Genomic DNA, 23,745 nt, shown 5'->3' on the forward strand with positions numbered 1-23,745 from the left:
GATATTACTGGCTGTTCGCTCCATTTTCTGCCAAGGATGCGCGATAATTGCGAACCATGGTGGTCAGGGTATTCATCACGTTTTCGTGGATCGCCTCGCGTTCGGAATACGCATCAATTTCCTGCGCCATACCACTCATGGCGGTGTAATATTCTTTAGGAATAATTACATGGGAATTTCCGTTGTAGACGCTGGATTCCGTGGACATCAGTGCGGTACCCAGCTTGACGGCGTAGGCATCCACTAGGATGGGGGCCACGTCCTGCCCTATGGTGTGTATGAGGTTTACATTAGGCTGTGCCTCGTGCATGAGGGATACGATCCCGGCGGGGACGGTCGATATGAAGGCCATCTGGTTCGTGGAAAGCGCCTGTCCGGTGCTGAGGTAATTCACCAGCCCGAGGTGATTGCCTGGGCCACCCCCATACATCATGTGCTTGATGTGTCTGGCGATGCCCTCATAACCCATGGCACCTAGCGTGGTTTGCCCAGGGTCCACCAGTTCGCATCCCATGTTGGGTGAGAAAGGCTGATAAGTGTGATTATTAGCTGATACCCAGGGCTGACAGGTCGATACCGGGGCACCCTTGGTGCCATCCACAAGATTAGAGAGAAACAGACTCGGACCCACGGTTTCGGTGTTTTTGGAATCGGAAGCGTTGGGTGTGGAGGATGTGGCTTGGTTTTGCATGTTCGATTGCACGGTATTGCCCTGGGCGCTTGCGGACGGGCGCAGAATCTCTGTTCCGACCAGTGACATCAGGATTTCCTTGGTGCAGGCGTTGCTCCCTGCCGTGGCGCAGGCCTGACCATTGAGCGTGCCTGTGGCACCGGCGTCGATATTGGTCAGCAGGTTGTATGCCTCGCTATTGTTGATGGCCTTCCAGAACATATTGCCTTCGGGTGTTAAGGCCGACTGGGGGACTTGCCGAGTGGTAGTCTGTCCATTGAAAGACTGGGTAATATTCTTGTAGAAGGTGTTGGCGATGTGTGACAAAACCCCGGCATGATTCGACGAGTTGCTGGCGGAAAAAAAGTCGCTGACATCACCCTCGTTGGCACCCATGGTTTTTACTGCCTGTTCTCCTACGCTTTTGAAGGCACCCAAGATCTGGTTGGCCGGGAAAACCCCTTGCGCCAGTTGGCAGGTGTTGTGCAGAGCGTTGTTCATGGCGGTGATGGCTTTCTGGATGGATGCCAGTAGCGCACCGCACTGGTGACACATGGCGTCAATGGCGAGCTGGAAAGCGTATCCCAACGCCTGTTGTCCAATGGTGCGGAGCAGGGCCAGAAACTCCTGTCCATTGATGAAGTGGAAGGATCCCATGTAGAGGTTGATCCCCCCGCATCCGGCGGAGATGTCGGGGGGGCTGAAAGACAGGATGTTGACGCCGCTGAGAGGGGTGCGGATCTCGGAGTAGCCGCCGGAAAGGGTGTAGCCGTTGCCGGTATTCGCCAGGGTCGGAGCGGAAGTCGCCGAGAACATGCCTTGCACGAAACTCTGCATCCCCAGGCCATAGGCCATCTGTTCGTGCAGGGCCATGGTCGTGGCCATGGAAGTGCCCACGGCGAGTAAAACACCTTTAGCAATGACGCGGAATGAGGGGGCGTCCTGATTTAGCATCAAATTTCTCCTACCAAGTATGAATCCGGTTTTCAGTCTGGTTCTGCACATAATTGCTGATCTGCCCGGGAGCGGTGATACCCTCTTTTTCAGCAGCCTGAATCTCTTGCGTGGTCATGACACCGCGCTCGTAGGCGCTGGTGGACCACTGAGCGAGTTTCTTTGGTAGAAGATGCACATATCCGGCATCGGTCACGATGTTTTGCATCAGGGTGCCCGCCACCTGGTATCCTTGGGTCACAACGGCAAAATTGTCTGGTGGCCAGACCATCACGATGGCGGGTGTTTCTACCAGGTGCAGCATTTTGGCCTGCCCGTGATCCTGCACAAAAACGGCGTTCTTCGGGACGCCAGAGATCGAGCCATGATTCACGTCTATGTAGACCGTGCGGAAGTGGGCGAGCTGTAGAAGATGACGATACTGGCCGAGCTGCATATTGCAGAATGGGCAGTCGTGTTTGACGAAGACCCACATACCGACCTTCTTGGTGAGATATTGAAGCGCCTTCTGGCGATTGTCGGCAATGTAGGTGTTAAACGCGCTGTTGCCGGCATTGGACCGGGGTACCAGGTTCGAGTAGTTGAGCACGGGATTGGTATTGGCGACCTGCACGAACTTCTCGGCGAAGTTCTGGGCCTTGTCGAACATCACCTTTTGAAGCGATAGGTAATTGGTGACGTTTTTCGTGCTGGGGTTATTGATCGCCTCATTCCGGTACTTCTTGAGATGCACGCGGATCCATTTTACCGAAAGAACCTGCGGTTTTTTGGGCTTTGGCTTGGGCTTTGCTACCGGCTTTGGAGCCATGACGGGCAATGGCCGCGGCTTGGGGGGCGGTGGTGGCGGGAGCTGATACCAGAACCAGCCGTGCGCGTTGCTGTCCAGCGGGCCTGCGAATGCGCCCGGCATGGCCGTGAGCATCGCGGCGGCCATGCCGATGGCTGTCAGTGCGCGTGCCCGCCCGTTCAATTCCTCTGTCCTTTGAGGACGACGAGACCCGCAGGTATCGCTTCTTCCTGGTGTGTGGGGCCATTTTGGATCTGCAGCCCCAGGTGCGCCGCGAATCGCGCCACATAACCGTTTTGCCAGGCTATCGGCATTCCACTCATGCCTGCGTTATAGCAGGCGGCGGCATTCAGGACGTTACCCGTCTGAGCGAGGCAGCGGGTGAACACCCAGGTACCAGCAATGACGTTGGCGCAGGCGTTATTCTTGAGTACCTGATAGCTGTATCCGTACTGGCGCAGGAATGGCAGGTGACAGGTGTTGACCTGCATCGGACCGAGATCCGTAGTGCCATTGCTGTCGTGTGCCGCCACACCGGGGGCCGCACCCTCATTTTTCATCAGGGCGATGATGTCCCGCTTCGGGACACCGTATTGCCTGGACGCCGCAGCAATGCAGGAGATCGGTGCGCCGTGAAAATCGGCTTGGTGTGTCCAGGCAGGTGCGATGACAAACAAGGTGTTAGATCCCCAATTCTGCGGCTACATACTTTCATAGTGTATTAAATAAACTTCTGGATAGGAAGGGGTTGCGACATTTGCCGCTGGCATCCTGATCCACCCCAACCTTCTCGCTCCGGCTTGAGGGTTTTCTATGCCCGCGTCCAGCCACGATTCCTGAGTGCTACGGCCTTGGTGAGCCCCTTTGCCGATCCGTCGCCGCCAGCGATCCAGCGGCGCAGGGTGCGTTCGGATACGCCCATGCGCTCCGCAAGCTCGGTTCTGAGGGGGATCTCTGTCACATGCAGGGCCGCTTCCGCGCTGCGGAGAAGTTCGTCCCAGCCGGTATCCGAGTAGTCTCCCGTCGTTCTTTCCGCAGCGCGAATACGGTCCATCTGGTAATCGGGGATAAGCGTGCGTCCGTAGACATAGTTATACACTATGCCTACGGAGACACCGAGATACTCCGCCATCTGCCGCTGACTCCAGTGCAATTTACGAATGACCCCCCGCAACTCCATAGCGGGGCCGATGGGGGCCATCTCCCGCTCTCTCGCAGGTGTCTCGGGCGGTGTGGGCAAACTCCCGATGAATGGTGCGACTCGCTTCATAGCCTCCTCCCGTCGTTGTTCCATCAGGGTCATGGTTTCCTCTTCCATGATGGATTCCAGAGGATCGCCGATCCGTCCTTCGGTCATGCTGTCCATCCAGTCGTGACCGTCCTCGGACTGAGCAGACAGCGCATAGCGGTTTTCTGATCGAAAGATCCGGGTCATGGCAAACTGGGCGGTGGTCCAGACCCACAAGCTCGCGGGGAGTTCACTGGTGAAGCCTTCTTTTTGGTCCCGTCGTTTGAGTAACGCTATCCATATCCTCTGAAGAATCTCCTCCTGAAGTTCGTCATCCAGCGGGATGCCCGTCTTCCGGCACATCCTTCCGGCGACACCGCGCACGATGCGCCGGAAGGCGGGCAGGAGTTGCCGGAACAGGCGCTCCTCATTCGGGCTGTCACCCCGGATCCAGGTGGATAACGCCTGGTTGATCTCGGTCGCGGACAGCAGTCGCTCTTCCATCAGGCGGCAGACTGGTCGTGCGGCAACTGAACGGGCGCCGAGAGCGTGCCGTTTTCAAGGTCGATGCTCCCGTCCGCAAGCGTTCTGATTTCCAGCAGGGTTCTCATCTCGGGGATAAGCACACGTCCGGTGCCGAGCTTCTCAAGAGCTTTAAGCACCAGTTTCCCGGTACTGTCTTTCACGGGGAAGCTGAACAGGTCGTTCAGACTGACCTTCTGGATAGCATTGGGGTCATCCGCTCCGGTCATTTGCGCACGATCCCGGCGAATCTGGTCCATCCAGATCAGGGCGAAGAGCACGGACTTGCGGGCAGCGGTATCCAGGTGCAGATCTCTGCCGGCTATTTCCGTGAGAATGTCGGGGTACTGAGTCCAATAGTAGCGCACACGCTCGATGAGCTTCTGATTCTTCTCTTTCGGGGTCTCCATTTCTCTCCTGATGATGTGGGCGCTTTCCCTGTTCATACTGGCGCGGTCCCGGACGCGCTGTAGTTGGCGCAGCTTTTCTTCGCGTTGGCGAATGTTCGTCTGATTTTCCGCTGCAGATTCCGCGGGTAGCATATTCCCGATGGATTCGGCAACGGGTGCGGGCGGCGTGTCAGGGGGCTCGCTTCGCGTTTCATCCGAAGAGATTTCTCCTGAAGGGGGTTCTCCAGAAGGTGCCGGTGGCACACTGGGTACATTGAAGGGGTCGTCATCGTCCTCCTCTTCTCCCGTGCTTTCTGGTGCGTCGTGGGGGACTGCTTCATGCAGGTCCGGCGGTATGTCGCGGTCGTTATCGTCCGCGTCGCCTTCGTCTTCTCCATCTCCTGCCCAGGCCTGTTGCGCGGGGGGCGTTGGGGCAGATGCTGCAGTAGCCTCCGGGGCTTGCAGGGGCTCTGCGGCCTCTTCCTTCGGTTTGGAGAACCACTGCGGCCATGTGGGAGCCTTGGGCGTGATGGTTGCAGGATAATCCTCCATGTTCGCATATTTGGCGAATGGATTGTTCTCATCCTCGGTGATGCGCACGATGTAGTGGGGCAGACGCAATTCCGTTTCGGACGATTCTCCATCCTTATTGGTTCCGTCTATTTGCAGATAGAAACCGGCGCCCTCCGGTTTCTTGCAGACCGTCCCCTGAAAGTCTTTCTTGATCAGCCCCTGGGCATCGAGGCGGTGGGCAATGACATTGATGAGTTTGCCCGGATTGCCATTGTTGTTGCCGGTGTAGTCGGCGCGAGTCAAAGACAGGTGATCGCAGATCAGCGTGCGCAACTTGTTCTCTATGACATAGAGAACGCGCCCCTTCTTGTACGCGATGCGCTTTTGCGGGGACTTGCTGTTGATGAGGGATCCATCGTCCATGAGGTGCAGGAAGGTTTCCCATATCTGCTGATTCAGATCGAGTTCGGGCAGTTCGTCTTCGTCCCGATAGTCGGCCATGATTTCGCTGCTGCGGCCCTCTATGGCCCCGGCTACGAGATCGGCATCATGAATCGCCTCCATAAGGGCGGTAACGGCGCCGTCGGTATGGATGAGGGATCGCTTGTATCCGGAGCCGGGATAGGCGTTGGGATGGTGGTAATAGCGGATGGATTGGGTGAGGAGACGCTGGATGTAGTCGTCATGCACGCCCTGGTCATCCACGATCCCCCAGAACTCGGGCAAGTTGGCCAGTATCCTGCTGCCTACCATATCGTGCAGGCCAATCACCGTAATGGTCCCGTCCGACCCGCGTTTGAAACAGCGCACCTTGCCGATGTCATGGGCGATGCCTGCGAGGATCGCGGTTGGCAGATCGTATGGGCGGCTTTGCGCGGGCTTATTCACGTCCGTCGGCATGACGGGTGCGGTCGCCGTTTCCCAGAGCTTCGCCATGGCCGCGGATACCCGCAGGCTATGGCTGATCAGGAGCGCATCCCCGTGGGATCCCCGCACGGGGGAGGCCGGGAGCTGTGACGCATCCAGAATGGAGAACACCGCCCAGAAGAGGTCCGCCATTGGGGTTTTGGATGTGGCGAGATCAAGTAGTACCGCGGTATTGAGCCGGGGGTCGTGTTTGTCCGGTGAAATCGTCGCCAGCAAGGCTTGCAGGCGTAGCACCTGCTGTTTATTTGAGATGGTCAGGCGAATCGGGAGAATGGGCGACGGCAGAATGCCAATGCTGGTGACGGCACCCCGGTATGCCATGGGCCGCAATCCCATCGTTACCCGGAAGATGTGATAGGCGTCCACAGCAAGGGCCAGCGCCGCCGCAAAGAAGAGCACGATGGCGATCCACGACAGTCTCCACGGAATCTCCGGGATCCGGGAGAGCATCATCGGCAGGTTGGTCCAGGCGGCCACGGCGAGGCCCACAAGCACCCAGAACGTCAGCACCGTGAGGGTGGATTTGACGATGCGACGATGTGGAGCTGCGGCCATGGGAAACTGCTACCAGGTCCAGGCGGCAGCGGAGCCCGCCGGCGGGCAGGTTATGAGTTTGCGCATTCCGGCAGCCGCATCCAGGCGCTCTTCAAGATCGTCGTCGATCTGACAGCGCGTATCGTGGCGACGCTGGGCTTGTTGAATACGCCGCTGCAGCGCCTGGTCGCTGAGTCGGTCGAGCGGATCCAGCGGGGCGGAGAGAATCCCCCGGAGGCTCTTCAGCTCGCGTAATGCTTCTTCGCCCGAGGCGAAGGTCTTGCGCAGCCCGTCGTGGAAACGGACGGCTACCAGGACATCGCCACCGTCGCGCACCACGCGCACGATGACACCGCCGCCGAAGCGCGGATGTGAGACCATCAAGCCGGTCCAGGCCTTCTCGTAATGCGCGAATGTGTAAGCTCTCATCAAAATCTCCTTCAGACCGTTTTCCAAAAGCTGGCCCAGCTCACCGGGATCGGTTGCCCGTAGCGGTTCAGCGGGCTGTGTCCGACGCAGTACCAGTACAACCCGTCGAATCCCGATACTATGATCCCTGACTGTTCCAGATGCTCCAGGGCGTGCCGTAGCGCCAAGGGAGCCGGTGCGCCGGTGATCCGGCATAACGCCTCGTGGCTCGCGCCTGGCCACTCCCAGAGGCGCCTGGCCGCCCATATTCCGTCCTCACCGGACGCGCCGAAGGCCTCTTCCACGATGCGGGCGGGCAGTGGCGTGACCAGGGCGGGAATGGCTGTCGTAAAGCGCATATCCCGAAACCAGAACTGGAGTTGCACCCGCAACCGCACGATCCACGGACGCGCTTCCAGCACCTCGCAACAATCGGCAAAGCCGATGTCTTCCCGTGACTCTGCGCCAAAAATCCAGAGCACCGCCGACTCCCTGCGTGCCGGTGTCACCCGTTTCGTCGTGGCCAGGGCGATCCTGCTTTGCAGGTGGTAGAAAACGAGCCGCCTGTCCGGCGTCAACTCATCGACATACTCCCGGATGACGCGGGTTACTTTCTCTTCGGATCTTCCAGGGTGGGATGTATGTCCTTGTGAGAAGAGTACAGATTCCGAAACAAAATCAGATGGGCATCCACTATCGTCCGACCCGTCTTCACCATCCAGTGAAAGGTCGCCAGGAATATGGCCGAAAACACCGGCATCAACAGCGTCCCAAAAATCCCCTTCAATATCTCCCGCGTTACCGGCATCCACAGCAACAGCAGCAGCAATACCACGGTCGCCACGATCAGGAAGTCCGTCCCCGGTGTGAAGAAATGGGCCAGCATCCCGGCATGTGCCGATGTGGAGTGTGTCGCCGCCACGGGGCTGGCCCCCGTCACTGGGGACATAATGGACTGACTCATGATTCAGCTCCTTTCTAATCAACATCGCGGGCCAGCTTTTTGATGGCGGTTTCGATGGCAACACGCTTCGTCCACCCGGTTTTCCGGACGATCTGTTCCAGATCGGCAGCGGCTTCGAGCTCGATATACACCTGCAATCGGGTCAATTGCGGACCATCGGATTCCTTCAAAGTGCGTTCCCGCCACCGCTTTTGCCGTTCCCGATTTGATTCCGCGCTCATACACCCGCCTGTTAGGCTGTAACGTATGTTAGAGCCTAACGCCTTGGTGCTGGCCTTGTCAAACGCCTCCGATCTAAGCATCCGCCTGCTTCCTGGTTTCGGCCTTTTTCTCCTGCTTCGCCGGGAACTGCGCTTTGATGTAATCCTGATCGGCCTTGATGACCATCTCAAGGCGCTCGAAAATACCGTAATCCGTCCGATACGGACGCGGACGCCTGGGGTTCTCGGGAGCATAAATTTTTGGCTTTCCCGCCCACTTCTTGAACTCGTCGCTGAAGGAAACCATGGGCACCTTGACGTGAAAGGTGCTGCTTCCTCCCCAAGAGACTATGCACTCTCCCTTGCCCAATGCTTTGAGGTCATCCGGGGAGACCTTGTACATCTCCTGCTCACGTTCGCCTTCCGTGGTTCCCGCGCCCGCGCCGGCGGCACCGCTGCCTACCACATCCGTTGAGGATTCGCTGGCAGAATCCGAGCTGCTTTCCGAGAGTGTTTTCAACACACCCAACCGCTGTCCGATGAAATCCCCGGCAAACTCCGCCGTCTCCTGGGCGCCGAGCTGGAAGAAGGTCTTCGTGGCACAGTTGCCCGCCACCTTGTCGAACAGGGTTTCGGAGACACTATCGAGGTTGGCCTTGGTCTGCGGGCTGAGCATGAGTCGCTGGCGGGCGGAGCGGGCCTGCTCGAAGAGGCGGTCCCAGGTGTCCGACAGGTAAGAACCTGGTTCGTCCAGGAAGACCAGAGTGGATGGATTGGGCCGCATCCGCTCTGGAAGGTTCTGAATCCAGGAGACGGCGGTGCGATAGTCTCCAATGAACATTTTGGCGAAGTCAGAGGCCGTCTCTTCCTTGCCCATGGTGGGTAGGGGAAGATAGACGATCTTGTTTTGCATGATGCACTCGTAGAGGCTCACGTCGGGGCGGGTGGTGTTGGCAATCTCACCGAACTTGCCGGACCCCATGAGGCCAAGACGACCGCCGATGCCGCCGAACAGATCCTTGACCTTCTCGACATTGATCATTGTGCCGCCGGACTTGTTGGGCACCCGGAAGCGGTTGATGAACAATGCGGCTACACGACCCTCCGGCGTACCGCGAATACCCGGCAGGTTGGGGAGTTTATCGAGTTCCGAGGGGCTCAGAAGCAAGAGGGATAGGTCGGCAGGGGTATAGGCGTATCCGCCGCGCTGCAGTGCGGCTATGAGGGCGCTGAGGGCCTGTGTCGCGCTCTTGCGGTAGAAGTCCGCACCCGCACTGTTGCCGGCGGCAGGGACCATGGACATGATACGCGAGGCCACTTCATCTGCGTCACCATAAAGGATGGGGTTGTAGGTATTGCTGACGGAAGGATCACCTGGATGGATCACCACCAAGTCATCTTCGCGCCCGGTCCAGCGGAGCATCTGCCAGAGCACGTTGATATTGCCGGAGTCTATCTTGCCATCGGCGAAGATGACACCACCGCCGGCGCGGATTTGTTGCAGCATCATTTCGCTGGCAGCGACCGTCTTGCCGACACCGGACATGCCGAGAATCATCATGTGATCGTTCGGTGGATCCTCCGGGCGTTTGGTGTCGCCCAGAGTCGGCAGCCACAGCGGTTCACCGGAATTGGTCAAGTAGCCGAGCAATACGGCATCCGGCAAGGATTCGTGATGCGAAACCTTGAGAATAGGGGGGTCAGAGGGGAGATCGACGCGGGTTCTGATCGCGTGCTCTCCACCGTCCATCCAGCGATGAATCTTGCGGGTGAGGTGCAGACCGCCGACCGCCGTAGCAATGCCGGTCGCGGTCTGCCAGATGGGTCCGGACACGATATAGGGGCCACAGGCCCACAGGGAGGCAGCGATCCCCAACAGGGCCGCCGTATCCTCACTGCCTCCCAGCTTCAGCTTGTCGCGCACGGGTTATTTATCCTTGGTGCCAGGGGTGCCAGACGTAAAAAAACCCCAAGCCAAAGGCGAGGGGTGGGGTACTGGTCAGAACGGAATGTCGTCGTCGAAGTCTTCGCCTGGTGCCGGGGGCATCCCGTTGCCATTGCCAGTTGTCGCACTACCTTCCTTGGGTTCGAGATACCCAATGGTGTTCACGATGACCTCCGTGGTGTACTTGTCATTCCCGTCCTGGTCAGCCCATTTGCGGGTCTGCAAGCGGCCTTCCACAAAGACATAGCTGCCTTTGCCGAGATGCTTGTTGGCGTTTTCAGCGGTCTTACCCATCAGGACAAGATTGTGCCAATCAGTGGCGTCTTTATAGGTGCCATCCGACTGTTTGACCCGACGGGATGTGGCAATGGATGTGGATCCGAATGCGTTACCCGCAGGCGAGTAACGAAGCTCCACGTCTTTGCCCAGGTGGCCAACAAACTGAACCTTATTCATGCTATACATGGTGTATCTCCTTCAAGAAAATGCCTGGCGGAATGCCAGAGCTTCATACCGACCCCTAGTACCGGACAGTTTCTATGTACCAGGGGGATGATTTTATGGAGGGAGGCGGTGCGGACGCTGAAAACAAGCGAGCCGGACTCCTTGCGGGATCCGGCTCTTCATACACGTCACCGGCAACTGGCCGGGCACCCAGAAAATCTACCACACCCGCGCCCCCCCGCGCCACTTACAGGCTCGCCAGTTGGCTGGCGATCTCATCTTCTATGCTGCTTTCGGCGGCGGTCCCCGCACGTTCAGGGGCATCCGCAGCTTTGGGAGCATCCTCTTCTGGAGCCGTTTCGCCGCCCTCCGGCGCTTGGCCATAGCGGGCCATGATGTCCTTCACCCAGGATGGAATCGTGAGGATGTCCTTGCCACGCCGGGCATTGAGGATGCTTCTGCACCAGACGTAACCGACCTGCTGCCCAGTTGGTGTCTCGATACCGTCGGCATCAACGGCCTTCAGGTCACGCACCCGCAGCTTGCCCTGCACCATAATCGGGCGGCCCATGCGCAATTCTTCCCTGATGATGCGGGCGAGCTTGCTGTTCATCATCCGCACGGGAATGCTTTCTTCAGGGTTCTCCGTTTGTCGCAGGATGATTTCGACTCCGACGATGACATTCTGCCCCTCGCCGCGCAAAGACCGAATACCGTCTACAATGCCGGCGAGCACGACGTTATTCGCGGCATCCCGCATCCGGCCTTCTCCGAAGGTTTCCCCGCCAAAGGGCTGGAAGTCGTCCTGCTGAATCCGGTCGGCCTTGCGATTCTTGATCGGCGTGTGCCAGGTCAGCGAACTGGGCATTTCGATGATGCTGGGGGATGACACTTCCAGGGGGTCGAGAAAGGCGCTGTGCTCCGTCACCTCCTTGGTACCGTTGTTCCAGGTGACGAAGCGGCCATGCACCCGTCCGGTGATCTTGACCGCCTCTTCGTTCTGGATGGCCGCGAAGGTGCGCTTATGACGCGGGGACTGTCCCACGGGAACCATGCGGGTGACATCGTTGGTCTGCTGGATAAATCCACTGACGCTATCCCCATCCCGCGTGAAGTTCCTCGCAAATCCGCTGATCCATGCGACGTTCAACATCCCGTTTTCGTGGCCGTAACTGGCCAGCGGCTTATCTCCTAACATGCTTTTCTCCTTTGAGTTTCTTGCAAAAGACTGCCTACATAGCTCTGAATGCGTCGCATGAATGCGTCCGCGTCGAGACTTCCCTGCGCCACAGCGCTGATTGCGGACTCCCACAAAATGATCGCTCCCGAATCCAGCATGGACGGCGGGACGTGTGCCAGGGCGCTTTCGCCTTTATGCGTGATGCGCAAAGTGGACGGGTTCACGAATCCGTCCTTGAAAACTTTAGCGAGCATGGTGTGGCGAGATCGGGGCGTGCCGAGCTGGATGCTGTCGTCAGCGCGTGCCCGCAACTCGGGGGATGCTACCCAGCGGCGCAAATCCGCCATGTCTTCGTACAGATCCGCGAGCGCATGGGTGCTCTGCGGATGGTGCGCCGTCTGCCGGGTGCAGCCCTGCCGGGAGCATTCCTGCCGGAGCTGCGATTCCCGCGCCAATATGGCCTCGAACACGGTCTGTTCGTCGGATTTCAGGGGGCGTTTCGGCATGTCGAGTATCTGCAGGCCGCCGGCGTGGGCCATCACAGCCGGTTCGACCTGGTGCAGATCGACTGGAAACGCATGGTGCGCTGACCAGAGCGCCGGATTCAGCTTTTTGTGATTCGTGAAAGGATACGAGATGAGACCCGCTTCATAGAGGTTCTGTGCCGCCATCAGCGTTTTCTCGGGAGGCGTGCCCGCGGATCGCAGGCAGGCGGCTTGCAGATGGGCGGTATCGAATGGGGTGATGACGGATTCAGGCTTGGGGATTTGGGTCGATGCGCGGTCGCGCATCAGAGCCAGTAGGGGCGTCATGACGCGGCCAGCGGGAATCGGCGTGGACTGGTTGGCGGTCAGCGTCAGCATCCGGGAGAGGTTGATGCCGATGAGCCAGTCCGCGTGCATCCGGCACTTCTCGGATTCCGTCCAGGCGCGATATGGCGTGTTGGACACTGGCCGAACCTCGCTGATGTCCTCCGGATGCAGGGATGGTAACAGCATCCTCTGCACCGAGCCCTTCCAGTCGAGGTGATCGAGGAGGGTGTCTATTCCGAACTGCCCGCCTGCATCCGGGCTTCCGGCATGGATGACCTGATCGCAGGCGGACAGGGCATCCTGTATCGCCTTGATGCGATCTCTCGCGGTAGCGATGGGTTTGAGCCGGAAGTCCGGGAGTATCGGCAAATCGCTCAGGCGATAGTCTTTCCATCGCGGTCGGTACTCGCCGGGGGTGCAGTGCCGCAATAGCGGCCCACCTGTCCATAGAATGCGGGTGCCCTTGCGCGTGACCATTTCCGATGCGGATGCCGAACGCACGCCAAACCGCCGCCCCAGGGCATGTGCCATGCCTCGGGTGCTGGTAAGAATGATGGCCTCGCGTTTTTCGATGTTCATTTCATAGTGTTTTTACTATAAAAACTGATTTAATGAAAGCCCGAAGCCTTATCCCGGTACACAAAAACTGTCCGGTACCTGAATACGGTATGAACTACGGACGTTTTTGGGGAAAACTGGAGGTGTTTATGAAGGCAAGATTATGGCTGTTGCAGGATCCGAACAGCCCGAAGATGAAGGTCTGGGGTGTGCTTCAGGGGCGTGATGCCCGGGGCACGCTCACTAAGGTTTTCTACGGTGGCCCAGGGGGTGGCGGCAGGCCTGTCGTTTCAACTACGGACATTGCCAAGGCGGTGGCGACACATCGCAAGAAGACTCCATGTTACCCGCTCCGCTGGGACCGGGACATTGAGGTGCCGGAACCTCTGTCTCAAGGGACTTCCCATTTGGACCTCCTGATGGACAGCGTCATCAAGAATGTTTACGGCAATTTCGTCCGTCATGGCGGCCTCAGTAACGGCATTGACGCGCTGCTGGACCAATGGAAGGTCGTGCGGGCACCGGCACCCGTTGAGGTTGCTCAGGGCAGGGATTTAACCGGGTTGCTACAGAACATCCCGGCTTCTCTTGGCTGGAACTGGTGAGGAGGCAGGACTTCTCAGACTGGTACTGCAGCAAACCTTGATTCTCCCCCACCCCTCGCCTTTGGCTTGGGGGTTTTTGTGTCCGAACCCCGCCGGTACATAGAAACTGTCCGGTAATCCTCCTCGGTATGAACCGCCCCACTTCCGGGGCCTTTTCTTTGGAGGATGTAATGACCACTACCACCGTTGATTTGGGAACCGCTTTTGGTATCCCAGCACTCGCGGGAAAGATGTTTCCCGGCAAAGTCGGGGCGGAAGGAGTCCCCGACAAGATTCAGAATTACGTTTTCCGTCCAGACCTGCTCCGCAAAGGGCTTCTCTGGATGGCGGGCGTGGCAGGGCGGAGCATGTACCTTTCCGGCCCCGCTGGGAGTGGCAAAACCAGTTTCCCCGAGCAGTTGGCGGCACGGCTGGGCTGGTCCTGCGTTACCCTGTCTTGCAACGCACGCACGGAGCGTGCGGACATTGTGGGGTATCTGGGGCTTGAAAACGGGGCTACGGCCTTCGTGGATGGCCCCTTGGTCCGTGCGCTGCGCAATGGTCAGATGATTGTGTTTGATGAGGGCGATGCGCTGCCTCCGTCGATCACGATCATTCTCAACCGCGTCCTGGAAGGCTCCGCACTGGTGATCCCGGAGACGGGCGACACCATCCAGCCGCATCCGGACTTTCGGGTGGCCTTTACGGGTAACACCCGTGGTCGCGGGGATGAGACGGGATCGTTCCGTGCGCGGCAGGTACAGGATGCCGCGGTTCTGGATCGTTTTCTTTTCACGGAGGTGGATTATCCGTCCAATGAGGAAGAGAAGGCGATCCTTTCGGGCAAGTTCGGAACCGATCTCCCGGATGAGATCCTCGATCTCCTGATCCGGTTCGGGACCGAGACCCGCTCGGCGTATCGTGCAGGCGAGTTGTCCGCTCCGCTCTCAACCCGCGGCCTGGTGCGTATCGGGGAAATTCTGCGGTCGCGGCTCTTTGACAGCCAGCCGGACCCCATCTGGGCTGCTGTGTCGTTTGGTTTCGCCGATGGTCTTGGCAAAGACGAAGGCGATGCGCTCTGCAAGCTGCTGAACACCGTAAAGGGTGCTACTTGATGATTTTCCCACCCCTCGCCCTTGGCTTGGGGTTTTTTGTGTTCGGCGCCCGCCGGTACATGGAAACTGTCCGGTATCTCCTCCCGGTATGAACCAATTTTCTTGGAGGTTGTATGGACACGCAAATTAGCGCGGGCGACATCGTAAAAGTGCCATTTCCGACGGATGATGGCCGAACCCTCCCTCATTACGGAGTGGTAGTGTTGGTGGAAAGCACCTTCGGCGGCGAAGTGGTTACGGTGACTTACGGGTCGTCGAAGAAAGTATCCATCTCCGGGCATCTGGCGCACGAGATGGTGTTGTGGGAGAAGGAAGATCTGGAGGCCGCTGGATTAAGCCAGCCAACTCGGTTCGACTTCAAGGTGACGGCGCGTTTTCGACCGGAGGAGTGTGCTCAGATAGGGGGACTTCGGCTGGATGATCCAGTGACCATGGGCAAACTGAGAAGGGCACTGGGCGCTGTTCACGGTTTCTGACCCGCACCCGATGATTGCAAAACGGTATCGTTATGATACCATCATACCAATGTGGTTACAGGAGATTGATATGGCCCATGCCATCACCGTCCGTTTTGATGACGAGAAGACGATTACGGGAGCAACGCACTTCGCATTGAAACGGATTGCGGAGCACTTAGGTGTTTCACAAAACAAGGCGGTCCACATTGCCATCAACCGCCTCTACGATCAGTTTTTTCCGGAGGGCGTGGCGCACGATATGCCCACACCAGAAGAGTTAGCGGCTGTTCGCGGTCGGATTCCTCATGAGACATCGACGCACGTAGTGGATAGTCTCAGCAAGGTATTTGCGGATCCACAAGATCGTGTTCGTATGGATGCGAGCATGAGCACCTTTAGCAAACCCTGATCCTCCCCCACCCCATGCTTCGGCTTGGGGTTTTTTGTGTTCGGTACCCGCCGCCGGCACATGGAAATTGTCCGGTAATCCTCCATGGATATGAACCAACCCACTTCCGGGTTTTTTCTTTGGAGGATGTAATGTTGAAACAACTGGTTGTTTTGTATAAGGCATCGACCCGTGAAATATGGGGCTATGTACGGGATCTCGAAAAGCAGCCCGTCCCAATAGCTATCCAGGTGTCTGTGTTTATGGGCAGTCTCGCCAATGGCGGTGCCCAAATCCAGAGTATGAACGTAACAAAGACGGAAGATCGGCGTATCCAGAAGCTTAATAGCGGTTACGTTTCGATATTGAGTTCTGCACATTTATGTATGTCTGTCAGTCCTGAGCACATAGCCGTGCGTGTCCATGCGGCATTACAAGCGGATTCGACTCACGGAAATGAGGAGATCGTTCTTGCGCATACGATAGGTGTGCTCAAGGCGGAGTTTGGTGAGCGCCGGAGCGCCATTCAGCGCGAACGCTCGAAGGCTGTCCTTAGTGGGCTGCTCCAGACAATTCCCGCTTCTTTAAGCTGGAACTGGTAATCCTCCACCCTCTCGGCTTTGCCTTGAGGGTTTTTTCTTGCTCATAATGCAGTGAGGGGGATTCTTATGCACAGTAGCCCATTATTCTTTCTCTTCGCTTTACTGGCGACGCTGCTACTCTTCGTGTTTTCGATTCTGGCGCACGAGTTGGGGCACGCGGCGGTCGTAGCCTTGTTGCTGGGACGGCGTGCCGTTTTTGAAATCCGTGCAGGATCCCTCACGTTTCTGCGCTGGAAAAAGATGGCCGTGGGCATCCTGCCTATCTGGGGCTATGTCCGTTTCGACGAGGATAAAGCCTCGATGGCGGACTGGCGGCTCATCTTTGCGGCGGGGCCTGCGGCATCGGTGCTTACGGCCTACTTCTTTTTGGGTCTCCACTACCTGCCTTTTGCTGAGAACTGGCGGCAGGTGTTCTTCATCATGGCAATGGCGAACTTTGCCCTGGCTGGCTTCAATCTGGTGCCGATTCCGCCTCTGGATGGCTGGAAAATCGCGGAGAGCTATCTCCCGCTGATCGGTGTCAACCTGACCAAGGAGGGGCGGGCACGGCTTTATAAGTGGGGCATGGTTTTCATAACGGTGGCAAGCTTCATGTTCATTTTCCTGTCAGGATTCTATAAGGGCTAACCATGTGAACACGTTGTTATTTTTTCTTGACTTCGTGAATCATAGTGTATTTAATATAACTTACAAGTTGGTCGTGGCTGTCGGCGAATCAGCAAGAGCGAGTGAAGGAGAAAATCGTGTTACAGGCAACAGTAGGTGGCAGTCAGGAGCCGGATCGCCCGGTGCCCAATCCCATTGGACTGGTGGTGAGGGCGCGGACGCAGGCCAGGAGGTTGGCGGAGTGCCATCCCACTGCCATCCCACTGCCATTCAACTCGAACGGCTCGCCGCACGATTGGAACATATCCTGACCGAACGGCGGCGCTTGCAAAAATCGCTAGGCCTGACGTTCGACGAATAACGATTATGGGTAGGGATTTGGATTAGGAAGGGTTAAGGGGGTGCTGTCATGGTGATGATCATTCGGGTTTCGACGCTGTTCGCGGTCGTGGTGATCGCGGCTAAGGCGGGGATCTTCGTGGCTGATGACGCCTCTCTGTTTAAGAATCGGGCTCTGGAGCCCGTCGAGAAGAAAGTTGGCCGGTTGATTGACGAGGCCATGCGGCGTCGTAGCGAGATCGAGGAAGCTGCTGACGGCGTGGCGGACATGGCTCAGGCCGTCGCCGTCTCGGTTGTTCGGGCCATCGTCCGGGTTGTCGGCGGCGCGGTCCGCCGCGTCGTCCACAGCAAGGGGGTTGCTGCCCGTTCTTTTTTGGGGCGGTCCCTCTGGGCCACCACAGTTTTCCGGTCTGCCCTGGTGGGCATGGCCGGAAAACCACTATTTCGGGATGTGGAGGCGCATCATGCCATCGCTTGATACGCGAAGCAGAATTATGCCCGGCTATACACCGGATTTGTTCGCTGGTCTTGATGTGCCGGATGTGGCGGCGGCGCGGGTGAGCGAAAATAATCCGCGCTGCTTCGCGCAAGACAGTTGCCATTGGGAGCGGCACGATCTCGATGGTGATACCTGGTGGGAAATCGGGATAGGCCGCGATGCCGCCGGCTATCACTGGACGGCAGGTTTCCGGCACAACACCGGCGGTCGCAGCGGCCCCGTTTTTATTCTCCAGAATCCGGCGGAGACATTTTCGGAGGCCCGGCATCGGGCCATAGTGGTGCTGCTGCGGGCATTGTCTGCATCCTATTCGGATTGCGATAAAGGCGCACGGGATCGTCTTCGTAAATCGGTTTTGGCGCAGGGATAGGAGAGTTTTCATGGAGGGCTATCAGCATGAAAGCCGTTGTTAGACATATCGCCGAACCTATCGGCGAACAGGAATATGAAGCTGAGAATATTTATATCTGCATTCATATCCCGTTCGTGCCAACAGTGGGCACCGCGCTCCAATGTACGCCAGAGGGCGATTACGTTTATGTCCACGACGTACATTGGAGCGTCAATGATCCAGATGTGCTGGATATAGGCACCGAAGAACCAGATGTTTTGGAACCGCTTGAACGGCTACTTGCAGAAGGCTGGCGTGTTGGGGATCCAGTGGAAATGGATTGGCAAGAGTTGGGGCCTGGAGAAAAAGTATGACCGCAAAAACCGAACATCCAGACGATCTTGCCATTGATGCTTTTGCCGAAGCGATGAAAGCCAAAATGCGTCGTTCCCGCGAAGAGAAAGGTCGTGGTGGATGGCAGACGGCCACACCTGAGCATTTGGCGCAATTACTGATGGAACATATAAACAAAGGCGATCCTGTCGATATAGCGAATTTCTGCATGATGCTGCACCAAAACGGTGCTTCACAATACGTTATTGAGCAAGCATGGGCTGAAAAATGCACCAGCGGTCTGGCGAAGATTCTTGAACCCGGAGAGATCGTCGAAAACGGACATTATCTGGTCAATGATGGGAAACATCTTTATATGGAGTACATAGGTGACATAAAACCTGATCCTGAAAATATTGGCAGTTATTATGGTCCATTGAAATGGAAAACAGAAGAAAGATGAAGAGTAAAAGATCATGCTGAAAGATTACCGCGAAATCCGCCATTTCCACCTGTTCTGCGGCTTAGGCGGCGGTGCCGCCGGCTTCAACCGTGGGCAGGCTCGCGTCGGCTCCATGCAGGCCCGTTTCCGCTGCCTGGGCGAGATTGATTCCGACAAACGGGCCATCGCCGATTTTTCGCGCCTCGCTGTTTATGAGTGACAAAACCGGCATCGCCTGGACTAATGCAACATGGAATGTAGAAAATTGTAACGGAAAACCTAAGCTAAAAAAGTGGCTAGCGATGATAGGGATTTTTTGTGGGGGTGCGATAACATGACACAGATAAGCGAACGCGTCATGACTTTCAAGAGAGGTCTTCACATTTTTTTGGAGCGGGAATTCATGCCAATGGTGCGGGGAGTTAACACCCATGGGCGGAGGATGATTGGCGTCTTTCTGAAATTTATTGCACATCTCATTTTTGCGTGCTGGGTGGTTCTACCTTATTGCTTTCTGATTGCCGGGCTGGGATACACTAAGCCGCGTGCTGAGGTGGGAAACATTAATCCGCACTGGTTTATTTATCTTATTTATCTTGGTGTGATCGGACTCGTCTCGCAGGCGATCACTGTGGCGGTTCTTTTTATTCGTCATGTGTACCATTTGGGTAGCAAGGGAGCGGCGCGGTGATCGTCGCAATCGGTGCAAAAACACATGCTTTGGTGAAGAGGAGAAAATAAATGAGTCTGAATGACATTATATTCAGGTTTTATAGCGAAGTCGGTATAGGACCTAAAGACTTTAGAATAATATTAATCTTACTGTTCTCTTTTATGCTTGTTTCTTTTTTGTTTTTTGTGATCCGCTTTTACACAAGAGCGTACAAAGCACTGGTGGAGTCGGAAAATCCAGAAATGACAGAAGACAAGTTTCTCCAACTATCAAAATGGCCAATCACGATAGCGGTGTGCTGGCTCCTGCTTGCGTTTGCGGGTTACTACGCGATTGTCGAAACTACGCAATGGCCTAGCAGTCACGGTCATTATGTGGGTACCAACACAAAAAGCCATTCATCTGGCAGCAACTGGTCTGGAGCTGGCCCGAATACCATACCGTAAGTTCTGTGACACATTTTGTTCGTTATGCCGGTTATTATTCAAGGAAAGATAATGATAAACGATACAGATATGGACAACCTCCGTCACATGCTCGGCATTGGGTCGCACATCAAAAAGCGGCAGTGGGGCTACCGTAACCATTTTGCTCCGGCTGGAGTGGATCTGCAGAGCATGGAGCGGCTGGAGTTCGCGGGCTTGGTACGCAAGGGTCGGGCATATGAAGAGACTCATTATTACCATGCCACGGAAGCTGGCTGCGTGGCTGCTGGATTGAAGCCATATCAGATACGAAAGGCGATGGAATTATGAAGAAGGATGATGAACAAGAGATTGCGTTTGAGTTAGCCGACGACCTGACCATGTGGGCCTCTCAGATACGCGAGGCAGGGCGGGGGGACGGTGCTCTACCGAGTCCATGGAATATAGACGACTGGCTAGCGCGGTATCGTTGGTTGTATCAGGCGGAAAGGGAATCAAGGGAGTCGTGGACAACAGGAATGGCGCCATGCAAAGGGGAAGAAGAATAATGAATAACTACCGCGAAATCCGCCATTTCCACCTGTTCTGCGGCTTGGGCGGCGGCGCTGCCGGCTTCAACCGTGGGCAGGCTCGCGTCGGCTCCATGCAGGCCCGTTTCCGCTGCCTAGGTGGGGTCGATTCCGACAAACGGGCCATCGCCGATTTTTCGCGCCTTGCCGGCGTACCGGGCACACTTTTGAATCTCTTCGACAGGGATCAGTTCCGTGCCTTCCACGGCGAGGAGCCGTCTGCGGATTGGCGAGAGGCGACGCCAGCGGACATCCGCAAGGCCGCGGGCAATGAACGGCCCCATATCGTCTTCACCAGCCCACCCTGCAAGGCGTTTTCCGGGCTGCTTTCCGAGGGCAAGAGCAAAACCGAAAAATACCAGGCCCTCAACCGCCTGACCGTGCGCGGGATCTGGCTGACCCTGGAAGCTTGGAAAGATGACTTGCCGGAGTTCGTGATCCTGGAGAACGTCCCCCGGATTCAGAACCGGGGTCGGCACCTGCTGGATCAGATCGGTGGGCTGCTGCGCCGGTATGGGTATGCCGTGGCGGAGACTACCCACGATTGCGGCGAACTGGGCGGCCTCGCCGAATCGCGCAAGCGGTTCCTGCTGGTGGCCCGGCACATGGAGAAGGTGCCACCCTTCCTCTATGAGCCGGAAAAGCGCCCTTTGCTGGCCGTGGGCGACATTCTGGGCCGGATGCCCATGCCTGGAGATCCTTCTGGCGGCGCCATGCACCGAGTCCCTTCTCTGCAATGGAAGACCTGGGTGCGCCTGGCCTTCGTGGAGGCCGGCGGCGACTGGCGATCACTCAACAAGCTGGCGGTCCAGGATGGAACCCTCAAGGATTATTTGATTCTGCCGGAACGCCGCGCCCACTACCTGGGCGTCAATGCCTGGAATGCGCCGACCGGGACCATTTCGGGACGCGGTACTGTCACCAATGGGCGCTACGCTGTCGCCGACCCGCGCCTTGAGGAAATTCACGATGGTACTTTGGGTGTGTTGCCGTGGGAGCAGGCAAGTGGCGCTGTAACAGCCAGCGGACGCCCCATGACGGGACGATTCTCCGTGGCAGACCCGCGACCGGGTTACAAGAGCACTACGCACCAGAACATCTATCGCATCGTCCCATGGGACAGCGCGAGTAAGACCGTCGTAGGCGCATCTCATGTTGCTGGCGGTGCACTCGCCGTGGCCGATCCCCGCACGGGCCTTGCTCGCGCCAAAGGGGATCACTACCTCACGGCGGCCCATTACGGCGTTGTGCCCTGGGCAGAATCCTGTGGGGCGGTATCGGCAGCCGCCGGGCATGATAACGGCAAGTGGAGCGTGGCGGACCCACGCGCTTCCTGTTTTTCGATCGGGAATGAGGCGGACGAAATGCCCGATCAGAACACCAATCTAGTGGCCGTCATCCGCGCTCTGGACAACACCTGGCATCGGCCATTCACCACTCTGGAGCTGGCGGCTCTGCAAGGGCTGGTAGACCCCGAAGAGCATCTGGAGCTGGAAGGACTCAGCGATTCGGCCTGGCGCGAAAGGATAGGGAACGCGGTACCTCCACCAGCGGCACAGGCCATCGCCGGGGTGATGGGTCAAACGCTCCTGCTGGCGTGGTCCGGAGAGACTTTCATGCTCAATGCCATGCCTATTTGGGTGCAGCCGGTGGCTGTTGCGTTAAGTGTGGTTGGAGGGGTGGCGTGAATATACCTAACACAAACATCAAAAAGGATCAGATTGAAATCGCGGTCTTAAACAAGATAACGGGTAAATATCATAGATGATGGATTGCCGAATGAGCAAAATACAACGCATCAAAAATCAAGCAATAGCAAACATGAGTCATACAGATATGGGACTGGTTATAGATGTACTCGAATGCTATCTCCCCGAGATTCTACTGCTGGATGTGCAGGTGATGACCCACAACGAGCGCGGAGTCAAAGACACCGTGCTCTGGGTTGAAGGTCTGGAATACCTCAAAGCTGTCCCCATATTAGAAAAAATGGCAGATGTGGTGCGTCAACGCGATCCTTATAAAATAATCACCGTCGATGGAGCCAGAGCCATGTTCGGACTGCCTCCAATCCAGACCGCTACACCGCCATGGAGCAAGAAAATGGCGGCGATTATTCGCCACTTTCTGTTGAGAAGGATTGCCGAATGATTGCAAAGAGAATAGCCATAGATGCCGACCAGGTGCTTTTCGACTTCGATGGCACCTGGCGCACGACCGCCGAAACCGTGCTGAATCGGGAATTGCCTCAGAGAAACGAGAGCTATCACCTGATGGCCCGGTATAGCCTTTCCATGGCGGAATATCACCAGTGCTGGGCGATGTTTCACGCGCTTGATAGGAGATATACGAATGATTATAAAAGATAAACCGTTTCTTTGGATTTGTTCTTATTCTGGTCAGCCTGTTTTGTGCTGGCATCACTTTTCTCCGGCTGTTTTGGTGTCGTCATCCGGTTCTTGTCGTTTTGAGCCCCTTCGCGTCGTGCGTTTTCATAGGCTCCAAGCCTACCAGGTGCGCCTTTCACGTTTGCTTGTGTTGCGGCGTTTGGGTCGGGTCCGTGGTTGTCGTCATTGGGACGATGGCCTGATTCATGCCGGGGGAGAGTGCCGAATGATTGCCAAGTGCATTGAGTGCGGCTGCGACGACCTGCACGCCTGCGAGTCGGGATGCTGCTGGGTCAGGCTGGACCGAGCGGCGGGCCTTGGCGTGTGCAGCGAGTGTGCGCATCGGGTGTCCGGCTGGGATGCCGGAGACAGGACCCTGGGCGAAGAACATGAGTTTCTCAGTGAGTTAGAAGGGGATTAGTATGGAAATCGTTCATCCGCTTTTTCAGCATCACCCAATCATTATGCTCTACAGCGCGAATGAACTGGCGAAGCGACTGCTTCCTGGGAGCGACTTCAATACTGCCAATGCCTTTGCAGTCGCTCACGTTTCCGCTGCCATCGAAAACATTGCAGAGTGGAAGTTTTTCAACAGCACGAGCGCCCGGATCGACCTTGATGCAATCGTGCGTGAAGTGCGCGAGATGAGCATGTCCTGGCAAAGCAAGGACGCCATTGTGGGCGCATTGCAAACCGCGCAGAACACAGCCTTTGCCTGCGAATGGGCGCTTCCTGAGTTCAAGTTCAACGAGTCTGGTTTTCTGCTTGTGGGAAAGAATGAAGCACCGTTCACCTGCAAATATTGCGGCTCGCCAAGCTGGATTGATCCATCTGACCAATCGCCACCGCCGGACTACTGCCATGAGATTGACCACGGCACGGCGGAGGAACGGGCGGTGTTTGGTTCCGACTCGGCAGGGTTGTGATTCATACCAGCCACCATCGTCATCCTGTTGAGA

General features: G+C 57.0%; 33 protein-coding genes. 19 read left to right on the top strand and 14 right to left on the bottom strand.

Features of this window, described 5'->3' with window-relative positions; translation table 11 throughout:
* Positions 1–4 precede the first annotated feature (4 nt).
* The 13 genes from H2515_RS01060 to H2515_RS01115 all read right to left on the bottom strand — a co-directional run bounded on the left by H2515_RS01060 (position 5) and on the right by H2515_RS01115 (position 13,056).
* Positions 5–1,624 (bottom strand): conjugal transfer protein TraH, encoded by a 1,620-nt coding sequence (locus H2515_RS01060; protein ID WP_198660704.1) that lies wholly within the window; start codon positions 1,622–1,624, stop codon positions 5–7.
* A gap of 10 nt (positions 1,625–1,634) precedes the next feature.
* Entirely contained in the window at positions 1,635–2,594 is a 960-nt protein-coding gene (locus tag H2515_RS01065; RefSeq protein ID WP_198660705.1) for a conjugal transfer protein TraF, read from the bottom strand.
* A complete protein-coding gene (locus tag H2515_RS01070) occupies positions 2,591–3,088 on the bottom strand; it encodes a lytic transglycosylase domain-containing protein (RefSeq protein WP_064220411.1) in 498 nt (165 codons plus the stop codon). The genes H2515_RS01065 and H2515_RS01070 overlap by 4 nt, the downstream gene beginning before the upstream one ends.
* Before the next feature lie 134 nt (positions 3,089–3,222).
* A complete protein-coding gene (locus H2515_RS01075) occupies positions 3,223–4,143 on the bottom strand; it encodes a sigma-70 family RNA polymerase sigma factor (RefSeq protein ID WP_198660706.1) in 921 nt (306 codons plus the stop codon).
* A complete protein-coding gene (locus tag H2515_RS01080) occupies positions 4,143–6,545 on the bottom strand; it encodes an HD domain-containing protein (RefSeq protein ID WP_198660707.1) in 2,403 nt (800 codons plus the stop codon). Before H2515_RS01080 ends, H2515_RS01075 begins: the two co-directional genes overlap by 1 nt.
* Positions 6,546–6,554: 9 nt before the next feature.
* Positions 6,555–6,953 (bottom strand): hypothetical protein, encoded by a 399-nt coding sequence (locus H2515_RS01085; RefSeq protein ID WP_064220408.1) that lies wholly within the window; start codon positions 6,951–6,953, stop codon positions 6,555–6,557.
* Positions 6,954–6,964: 11 nt separating this feature from the next.
* On the bottom strand, positions 6,965–7,510 hold the full coding sequence (locus H2515_RS01090; protein WP_231104577.1) for a hypothetical protein: 546 nt from the start codon (positions 7,508–7,510) through the stop codon (positions 6,965–6,967).
* 29 nt (positions 7,511–7,539) lie between these two features.
* Entirely contained in the window at positions 7,540–7,896 is a 357-nt protein-coding gene (locus tag H2515_RS15925) for a hypothetical protein (RefSeq protein ID WP_232821487.1), read from the bottom strand.
* A 14-nt stretch (positions 7,897–7,910) separates the two neighbouring features.
* Entirely contained in the window at positions 7,911–8,117 is a 207-nt protein-coding gene (locus H2515_RS01095) for a hypothetical protein (RefSeq protein WP_064220406.1), read from the bottom strand.
* A gap of 73 nt (positions 8,118–8,190) precedes the next feature.
* A complete protein-coding gene (locus tag H2515_RS01100; RefSeq protein ID WP_198660708.1) occupies positions 8,191–10,020 on the bottom strand; it encodes a type IV secretory system conjugative DNA transfer family protein in 1,830 nt (609 codons plus the stop codon).
* A gap of 75 nt (positions 10,021–10,095) precedes the next feature.
* Complete coding sequence (locus tag H2515_RS01105; RefSeq protein WP_014030301.1) at positions 10,096–10,506, bottom strand: single-stranded DNA-binding protein; 411 nt, start codon at positions 10,504–10,506, stop codon at positions 10,096–10,098.
* Between the two features lie 226 nt (positions 10,507–10,732).
* The gene (locus H2515_RS01110) at positions 10,733–11,683 is read right to left on the bottom strand and encodes a hypothetical protein (protein WP_198660709.1); all 951 of its coding nucleotides are present in this window, start codon (positions 11,681–11,683) and stop codon (positions 10,733–10,735) included.
* Positions 11,677–13,056: a DNA topoisomerase gene (locus tag H2515_RS01115; protein ID WP_198660710.1), complete on the bottom strand. Its 1,380-nt coding sequence runs from the start codon at positions 13,054–13,056 to the stop codon at positions 11,677–11,679. Before H2515_RS01115 ends, H2515_RS01110 begins: the two co-directional genes overlap by 7 nt.
* Positions 13,057–13,184: 128 nt before the next feature.
* On the opposite strand from H2515_RS01115, the gene H2515_RS01120 reads away from it, so the two are divergent.
* The 18 genes from H2515_RS01120 (at position 13,185) to H2515_RS01200 (ending at position 22,768) form a co-directional block, all read left to right on the top strand.
* Entirely contained in the window at positions 13,185–13,640 is a 456-nt protein-coding gene (locus H2515_RS01120; protein WP_064220401.1) for a hypothetical protein, read from the top strand.
* Between the two features lie 170 nt (positions 13,641–13,810).
* On the top strand, positions 13,811–14,734 hold the full coding sequence (locus H2515_RS01125) for an AAA family ATPase (protein WP_198660711.1): 924 nt from the start codon (positions 13,811–13,813) through the stop codon (positions 14,732–14,734).
* A 113-nt stretch (positions 14,735–14,847) separates the two neighbouring features.
* On the top strand, positions 14,848–15,210 hold the full coding sequence (locus tag H2515_RS01130; protein ID WP_064220399.1) for a hypothetical protein: 363 nt from the start codon (positions 14,848–14,850) through the stop codon (positions 15,208–15,210).
* 70 nt (positions 15,211–15,280) lie between these two features.
* Positions 15,281–15,601 carry a hypothetical protein gene (locus H2515_RS01135; protein WP_198660712.1) on the top strand — a complete coding sequence of 107 codons (321 nt, stop codon included), beginning with the start codon at positions 15,281–15,283 and terminating at the stop codon, positions 15,599–15,601.
* Positions 15,602–15,732: 131 nt separating this feature from the next.
* The gene (locus tag H2515_RS01140) at positions 15,733–16,182 is read left to right on the top strand and encodes a hypothetical protein (RefSeq protein ID WP_198660713.1); all 450 of its coding nucleotides are present in this window, start codon (positions 15,733–15,735) and stop codon (positions 16,180–16,182) included.
* Between the two features lie 66 nt (positions 16,183–16,248).
* Positions 16,249–16,809, top strand: coding sequence for a M50 family metallopeptidase (locus H2515_RS01145; protein ID WP_198660714.1), 561 nt, complete (start codon positions 16,249–16,251; stop codon positions 16,807–16,809).
* A gap of 116 nt (positions 16,810–16,925) precedes the next feature.
* On the top strand, positions 16,926–17,099 hold the full coding sequence (locus H2515_RS15930; RefSeq protein WP_232821488.1) for a hypothetical protein: 174 nt from the start codon (positions 16,926–16,928) through the stop codon (positions 17,097–17,099).
* A 98-nt stretch (positions 17,100–17,197) separates the two neighbouring features.
* The gene (locus tag H2515_RS01150; RefSeq protein WP_064219995.1) at positions 17,198–17,605 is read left to right on the top strand and encodes a hypothetical protein; all 408 of its coding nucleotides are present in this window, start codon (positions 17,198–17,200) and stop codon (positions 17,603–17,605) included.
* Entirely contained in the window at positions 17,592–17,996 is a 405-nt protein-coding gene (locus tag H2515_RS01155) for a hypothetical protein (RefSeq protein WP_155735361.1), read from the top strand. The genes H2515_RS01150 and H2515_RS01155 overlap by 14 nt, the downstream gene beginning before the upstream one ends.
* A 26-nt stretch (positions 17,997–18,022) precedes the next feature.
* Positions 18,023–18,331, top strand: a complete 309-nt coding sequence (locus tag H2515_RS01160; protein WP_198660715.1) for a hypothetical protein — start codon at positions 18,023–18,025, stop codon at positions 18,329–18,331.
* Positions 18,328–18,753 carry a hypothetical protein gene (locus H2515_RS01165; protein ID WP_198660716.1) on the top strand — a complete coding sequence of 142 codons (426 nt, stop codon included), beginning with the start codon at positions 18,328–18,330 and terminating at the stop codon, positions 18,751–18,753. Before H2515_RS01160 ends, H2515_RS01165 begins: the two co-directional genes overlap by 4 nt.
* A gap of 13 nt (positions 18,754–18,766) precedes the next feature.
* A complete protein-coding gene (locus H2515_RS01170; protein WP_198660717.1) occupies positions 18,767–18,952 on the top strand; it encodes a hypothetical protein in 186 nt (61 codons plus the stop codon).
* 114 nt (positions 18,953–19,066) lie between these two features.
* The gene (locus H2515_RS01175; protein WP_198660718.1) at positions 19,067–19,423 is read left to right on the top strand and encodes a hypothetical protein; all 357 of its coding nucleotides are present in this window, start codon (positions 19,067–19,069) and stop codon (positions 19,421–19,423) included.
* A gap of 50 nt (positions 19,424–19,473) precedes the next feature.
* Positions 19,474–19,851 carry a hypothetical protein gene (locus H2515_RS01180; protein WP_198660719.1) on the top strand — a complete coding sequence of 126 codons (378 nt, stop codon included), beginning with the start codon at positions 19,474–19,476 and terminating at the stop codon, positions 19,849–19,851.
* Positions 19,852–19,902: 51 nt separating this feature from the next.
* A complete protein-coding gene (locus H2515_RS01185; RefSeq protein ID WP_198660720.1) occupies positions 19,903–20,160 on the top strand; it encodes a hypothetical protein in 258 nt (85 codons plus the stop codon).
* A 217-nt stretch (positions 20,161–20,377) separates the two neighbouring features.
* Entirely contained in the window at positions 20,378–22,087 is a 1,710-nt protein-coding gene (locus H2515_RS01190; protein ID WP_232821489.1) for a DNA cytosine methyltransferase, read from the top strand.
* Positions 22,088–22,178: 91 nt separating this feature from the next.
* Positions 22,179–22,550 carry a hypothetical protein gene (locus tag H2515_RS01195; protein WP_198660722.1) on the top strand — a complete coding sequence of 124 codons (372 nt, stop codon included), beginning with the start codon at positions 22,179–22,181 and terminating at the stop codon, positions 22,548–22,550.
* A complete protein-coding gene (locus tag H2515_RS01200) occupies positions 22,547–22,768 on the top strand; it encodes a hypothetical protein (RefSeq protein WP_198660723.1) in 222 nt (73 codons plus the stop codon). Before H2515_RS01195 ends, H2515_RS01200 begins: the two co-directional genes overlap by 4 nt.
* A 154-nt stretch (positions 22,769–22,922) precedes the next feature.
* Here the strand turns inward: H2515_RS01200 and H2515_RS01210 are convergent, their stop codons facing one another.
* Entirely contained in the window at positions 22,923–23,177 is a 255-nt protein-coding gene (locus tag H2515_RS01210; protein ID WP_198660725.1) for a hypothetical protein, read from the bottom strand.
* Positions 23,178–23,208: 31 nt separating this feature from the next.
* On the opposite strand from H2515_RS01210, the gene H2515_RS01215 reads away from it, so the two are divergent.
* Positions 23,209–23,712, top strand: coding sequence for a hypothetical protein (locus tag H2515_RS01215; protein WP_198660726.1), 504 nt, complete (start codon positions 23,209–23,211; stop codon positions 23,710–23,712).
* Positions 23,713–23,745: the final 33 nt, after the last annotated feature.

This window comes from Acidithiobacillus ferrivorans (genome assembly GCF_016250455.1).
GTDB lineage: Bacteria > Pseudomonadota > Gammaproteobacteria > Acidithiobacillales > Acidithiobacillaceae > Acidithiobacillus > Acidithiobacillus ferrivorans.

Coding starts and splice junctions, on each gene's coding strand:
- H2515_RS01120 (WP_064220401.1), top strand. CDS start 13,185: ATGAAGGCAAGATTATGGCTGTTGCAGGATCCGAACAGCCCGAAGATG.
- H2515_RS01200 (WP_198660723.1), top strand. CDS start 22,547: ATGATTGCAAAGAGAATAGCCATAGATGCCGACCAGGTGCTTTTCGAC.
- H2515_RS01210 (WP_198660725.1), bottom strand. CDS start 23,177: ATGTTCTTCGCCCAGGGTCCTGTCTCCGGCATCCCAGCCGGACACCCG.
- H2515_RS01060 (WP_198660704.1), bottom strand. CDS start 1,624: ATGCTAAATCAGGACGCCCCCTCATTCCGCGTCATTGCTAAAGGTGTT.
- H2515_RS01155 (WP_155735361.1), top strand. CDS start 17,592: ATGCCATCGCTTGATACGCGAAGCAGAATTATGCCCGGCTATACACCG.
- H2515_RS01145 (WP_198660714.1), top strand. CDS start 16,249: ATGCACAGTAGCCCATTATTCTTTCTCTTCGCTTTACTGGCGACGCTG.
- H2515_RS01180 (WP_198660719.1), top strand. CDS start 19,474: ATGAGTCTGAATGACATTATATTCAGGTTTTATAGCGAAGTCGGTATA.
- H2515_RS01130 (WP_064220399.1), top strand. CDS start 14,848: ATGGACACGCAAATTAGCGCGGGCGACATCGTAAAAGTGCCATTTCCG.
- H2515_RS01085 (WP_064220408.1), bottom strand. CDS start 6,953: ATGAGAGCTTACACATTCGCGCATTACGAGAAGGCCTGGACCGGCTTG.
- H2515_RS01150 (WP_064219995.1), top strand. CDS start 17,198: ATGGTGATGATCATTCGGGTTTCGACGCTGTTCGCGGTCGTGGTGATC.
- H2515_RS15925 (WP_232821487.1), bottom strand. CDS start 7,896: ATGAGTCAGTCCATTATGTCCCCAGTGACGGGGGCCAGCCCCGTGGCG.
- H2515_RS01175 (WP_198660718.1), top strand. CDS start 19,067: ATGACACAGATAAGCGAACGCGTCATGACTTTCAAGAGAGGTCTTCAC.
- H2515_RS01115 (WP_198660710.1), bottom strand. CDS start 13,056: ATGAACATCGAAAAACGCGAGGCCATCATTCTTACCAGCACCCGAGGC.
- H2515_RS01195 (WP_198660722.1), top strand. CDS start 22,179: ATGAGCAAAATACAACGCATCAAAAATCAAGCAATAGCAAACATGAGT.
- H2515_RS01215 (WP_198660726.1), top strand. CDS start 23,209: ATGGAAATCGTTCATCCGCTTTTTCAGCATCACCCAATCATTATGCTC.
- H2515_RS01105 (WP_014030301.1), bottom strand. CDS start 10,506: ATGTATAGCATGAATAAGGTTCAGTTTGTTGGCCACCTGGGCAAAGAC.
- H2515_RS01080 (WP_198660707.1), bottom strand. CDS start 6,545: ATGGCCGCAGCTCCACATCGTCGCATCGTCAAATCCACCCTCACGGTG.
- H2515_RS01165 (WP_198660716.1), top strand. CDS start 18,328: ATGACCGCAAAAACCGAACATCCAGACGATCTTGCCATTGATGCTTTT.
- H2515_RS01170 (WP_198660717.1), top strand. CDS start 18,767: ATGCTGAAAGATTACCGCGAAATCCGCCATTTCCACCTGTTCTGCGGC.
- H2515_RS01160 (WP_198660715.1), top strand. CDS start 18,023: ATGAAAGCCGTTGTTAGACATATCGCCGAACCTATCGGCGAACAGGAA.
- H2515_RS01190 (WP_232821489.1), top strand. CDS start 20,378: ATGAATAACTACCGCGAAATCCGCCATTTCCACCTGTTCTGCGGCTTG.
- H2515_RS01095 (WP_064220406.1), bottom strand. CDS start 8,117: ATGAGCGCGGAATCAAATCGGGAACGGCAAAAGCGGTGGCGGGAACGC.
- H2515_RS01185 (WP_198660720.1), top strand. CDS start 19,903: ATGATAAACGATACAGATATGGACAACCTCCGTCACATGCTCGGCATT.
- H2515_RS01075 (WP_198660706.1), bottom strand. CDS start 4,143: ATGGAAGAGCGACTGCTGTCCGCGACCGAGATCAACCAGGCGTTATCC.
- H2515_RS01135 (WP_198660712.1), top strand. CDS start 15,281: ATGGCCCATGCCATCACCGTCCGTTTTGATGACGAGAAGACGATTACG.
- H2515_RS01125 (WP_198660711.1), top strand. CDS start 13,811: ATGACCACTACCACCGTTGATTTGGGAACCGCTTTTGGTATCCCAGCA.
- H2515_RS01140 (WP_198660713.1), top strand. CDS start 15,733: ATGTTGAAACAACTGGTTGTTTTGTATAAGGCATCGACCCGTGAAATA.
- H2515_RS01110 (WP_198660709.1), bottom strand. CDS start 11,683: ATGTTAGGAGATAAGCCGCTGGCCAGTTACGGCCACGAAAACGGGATG.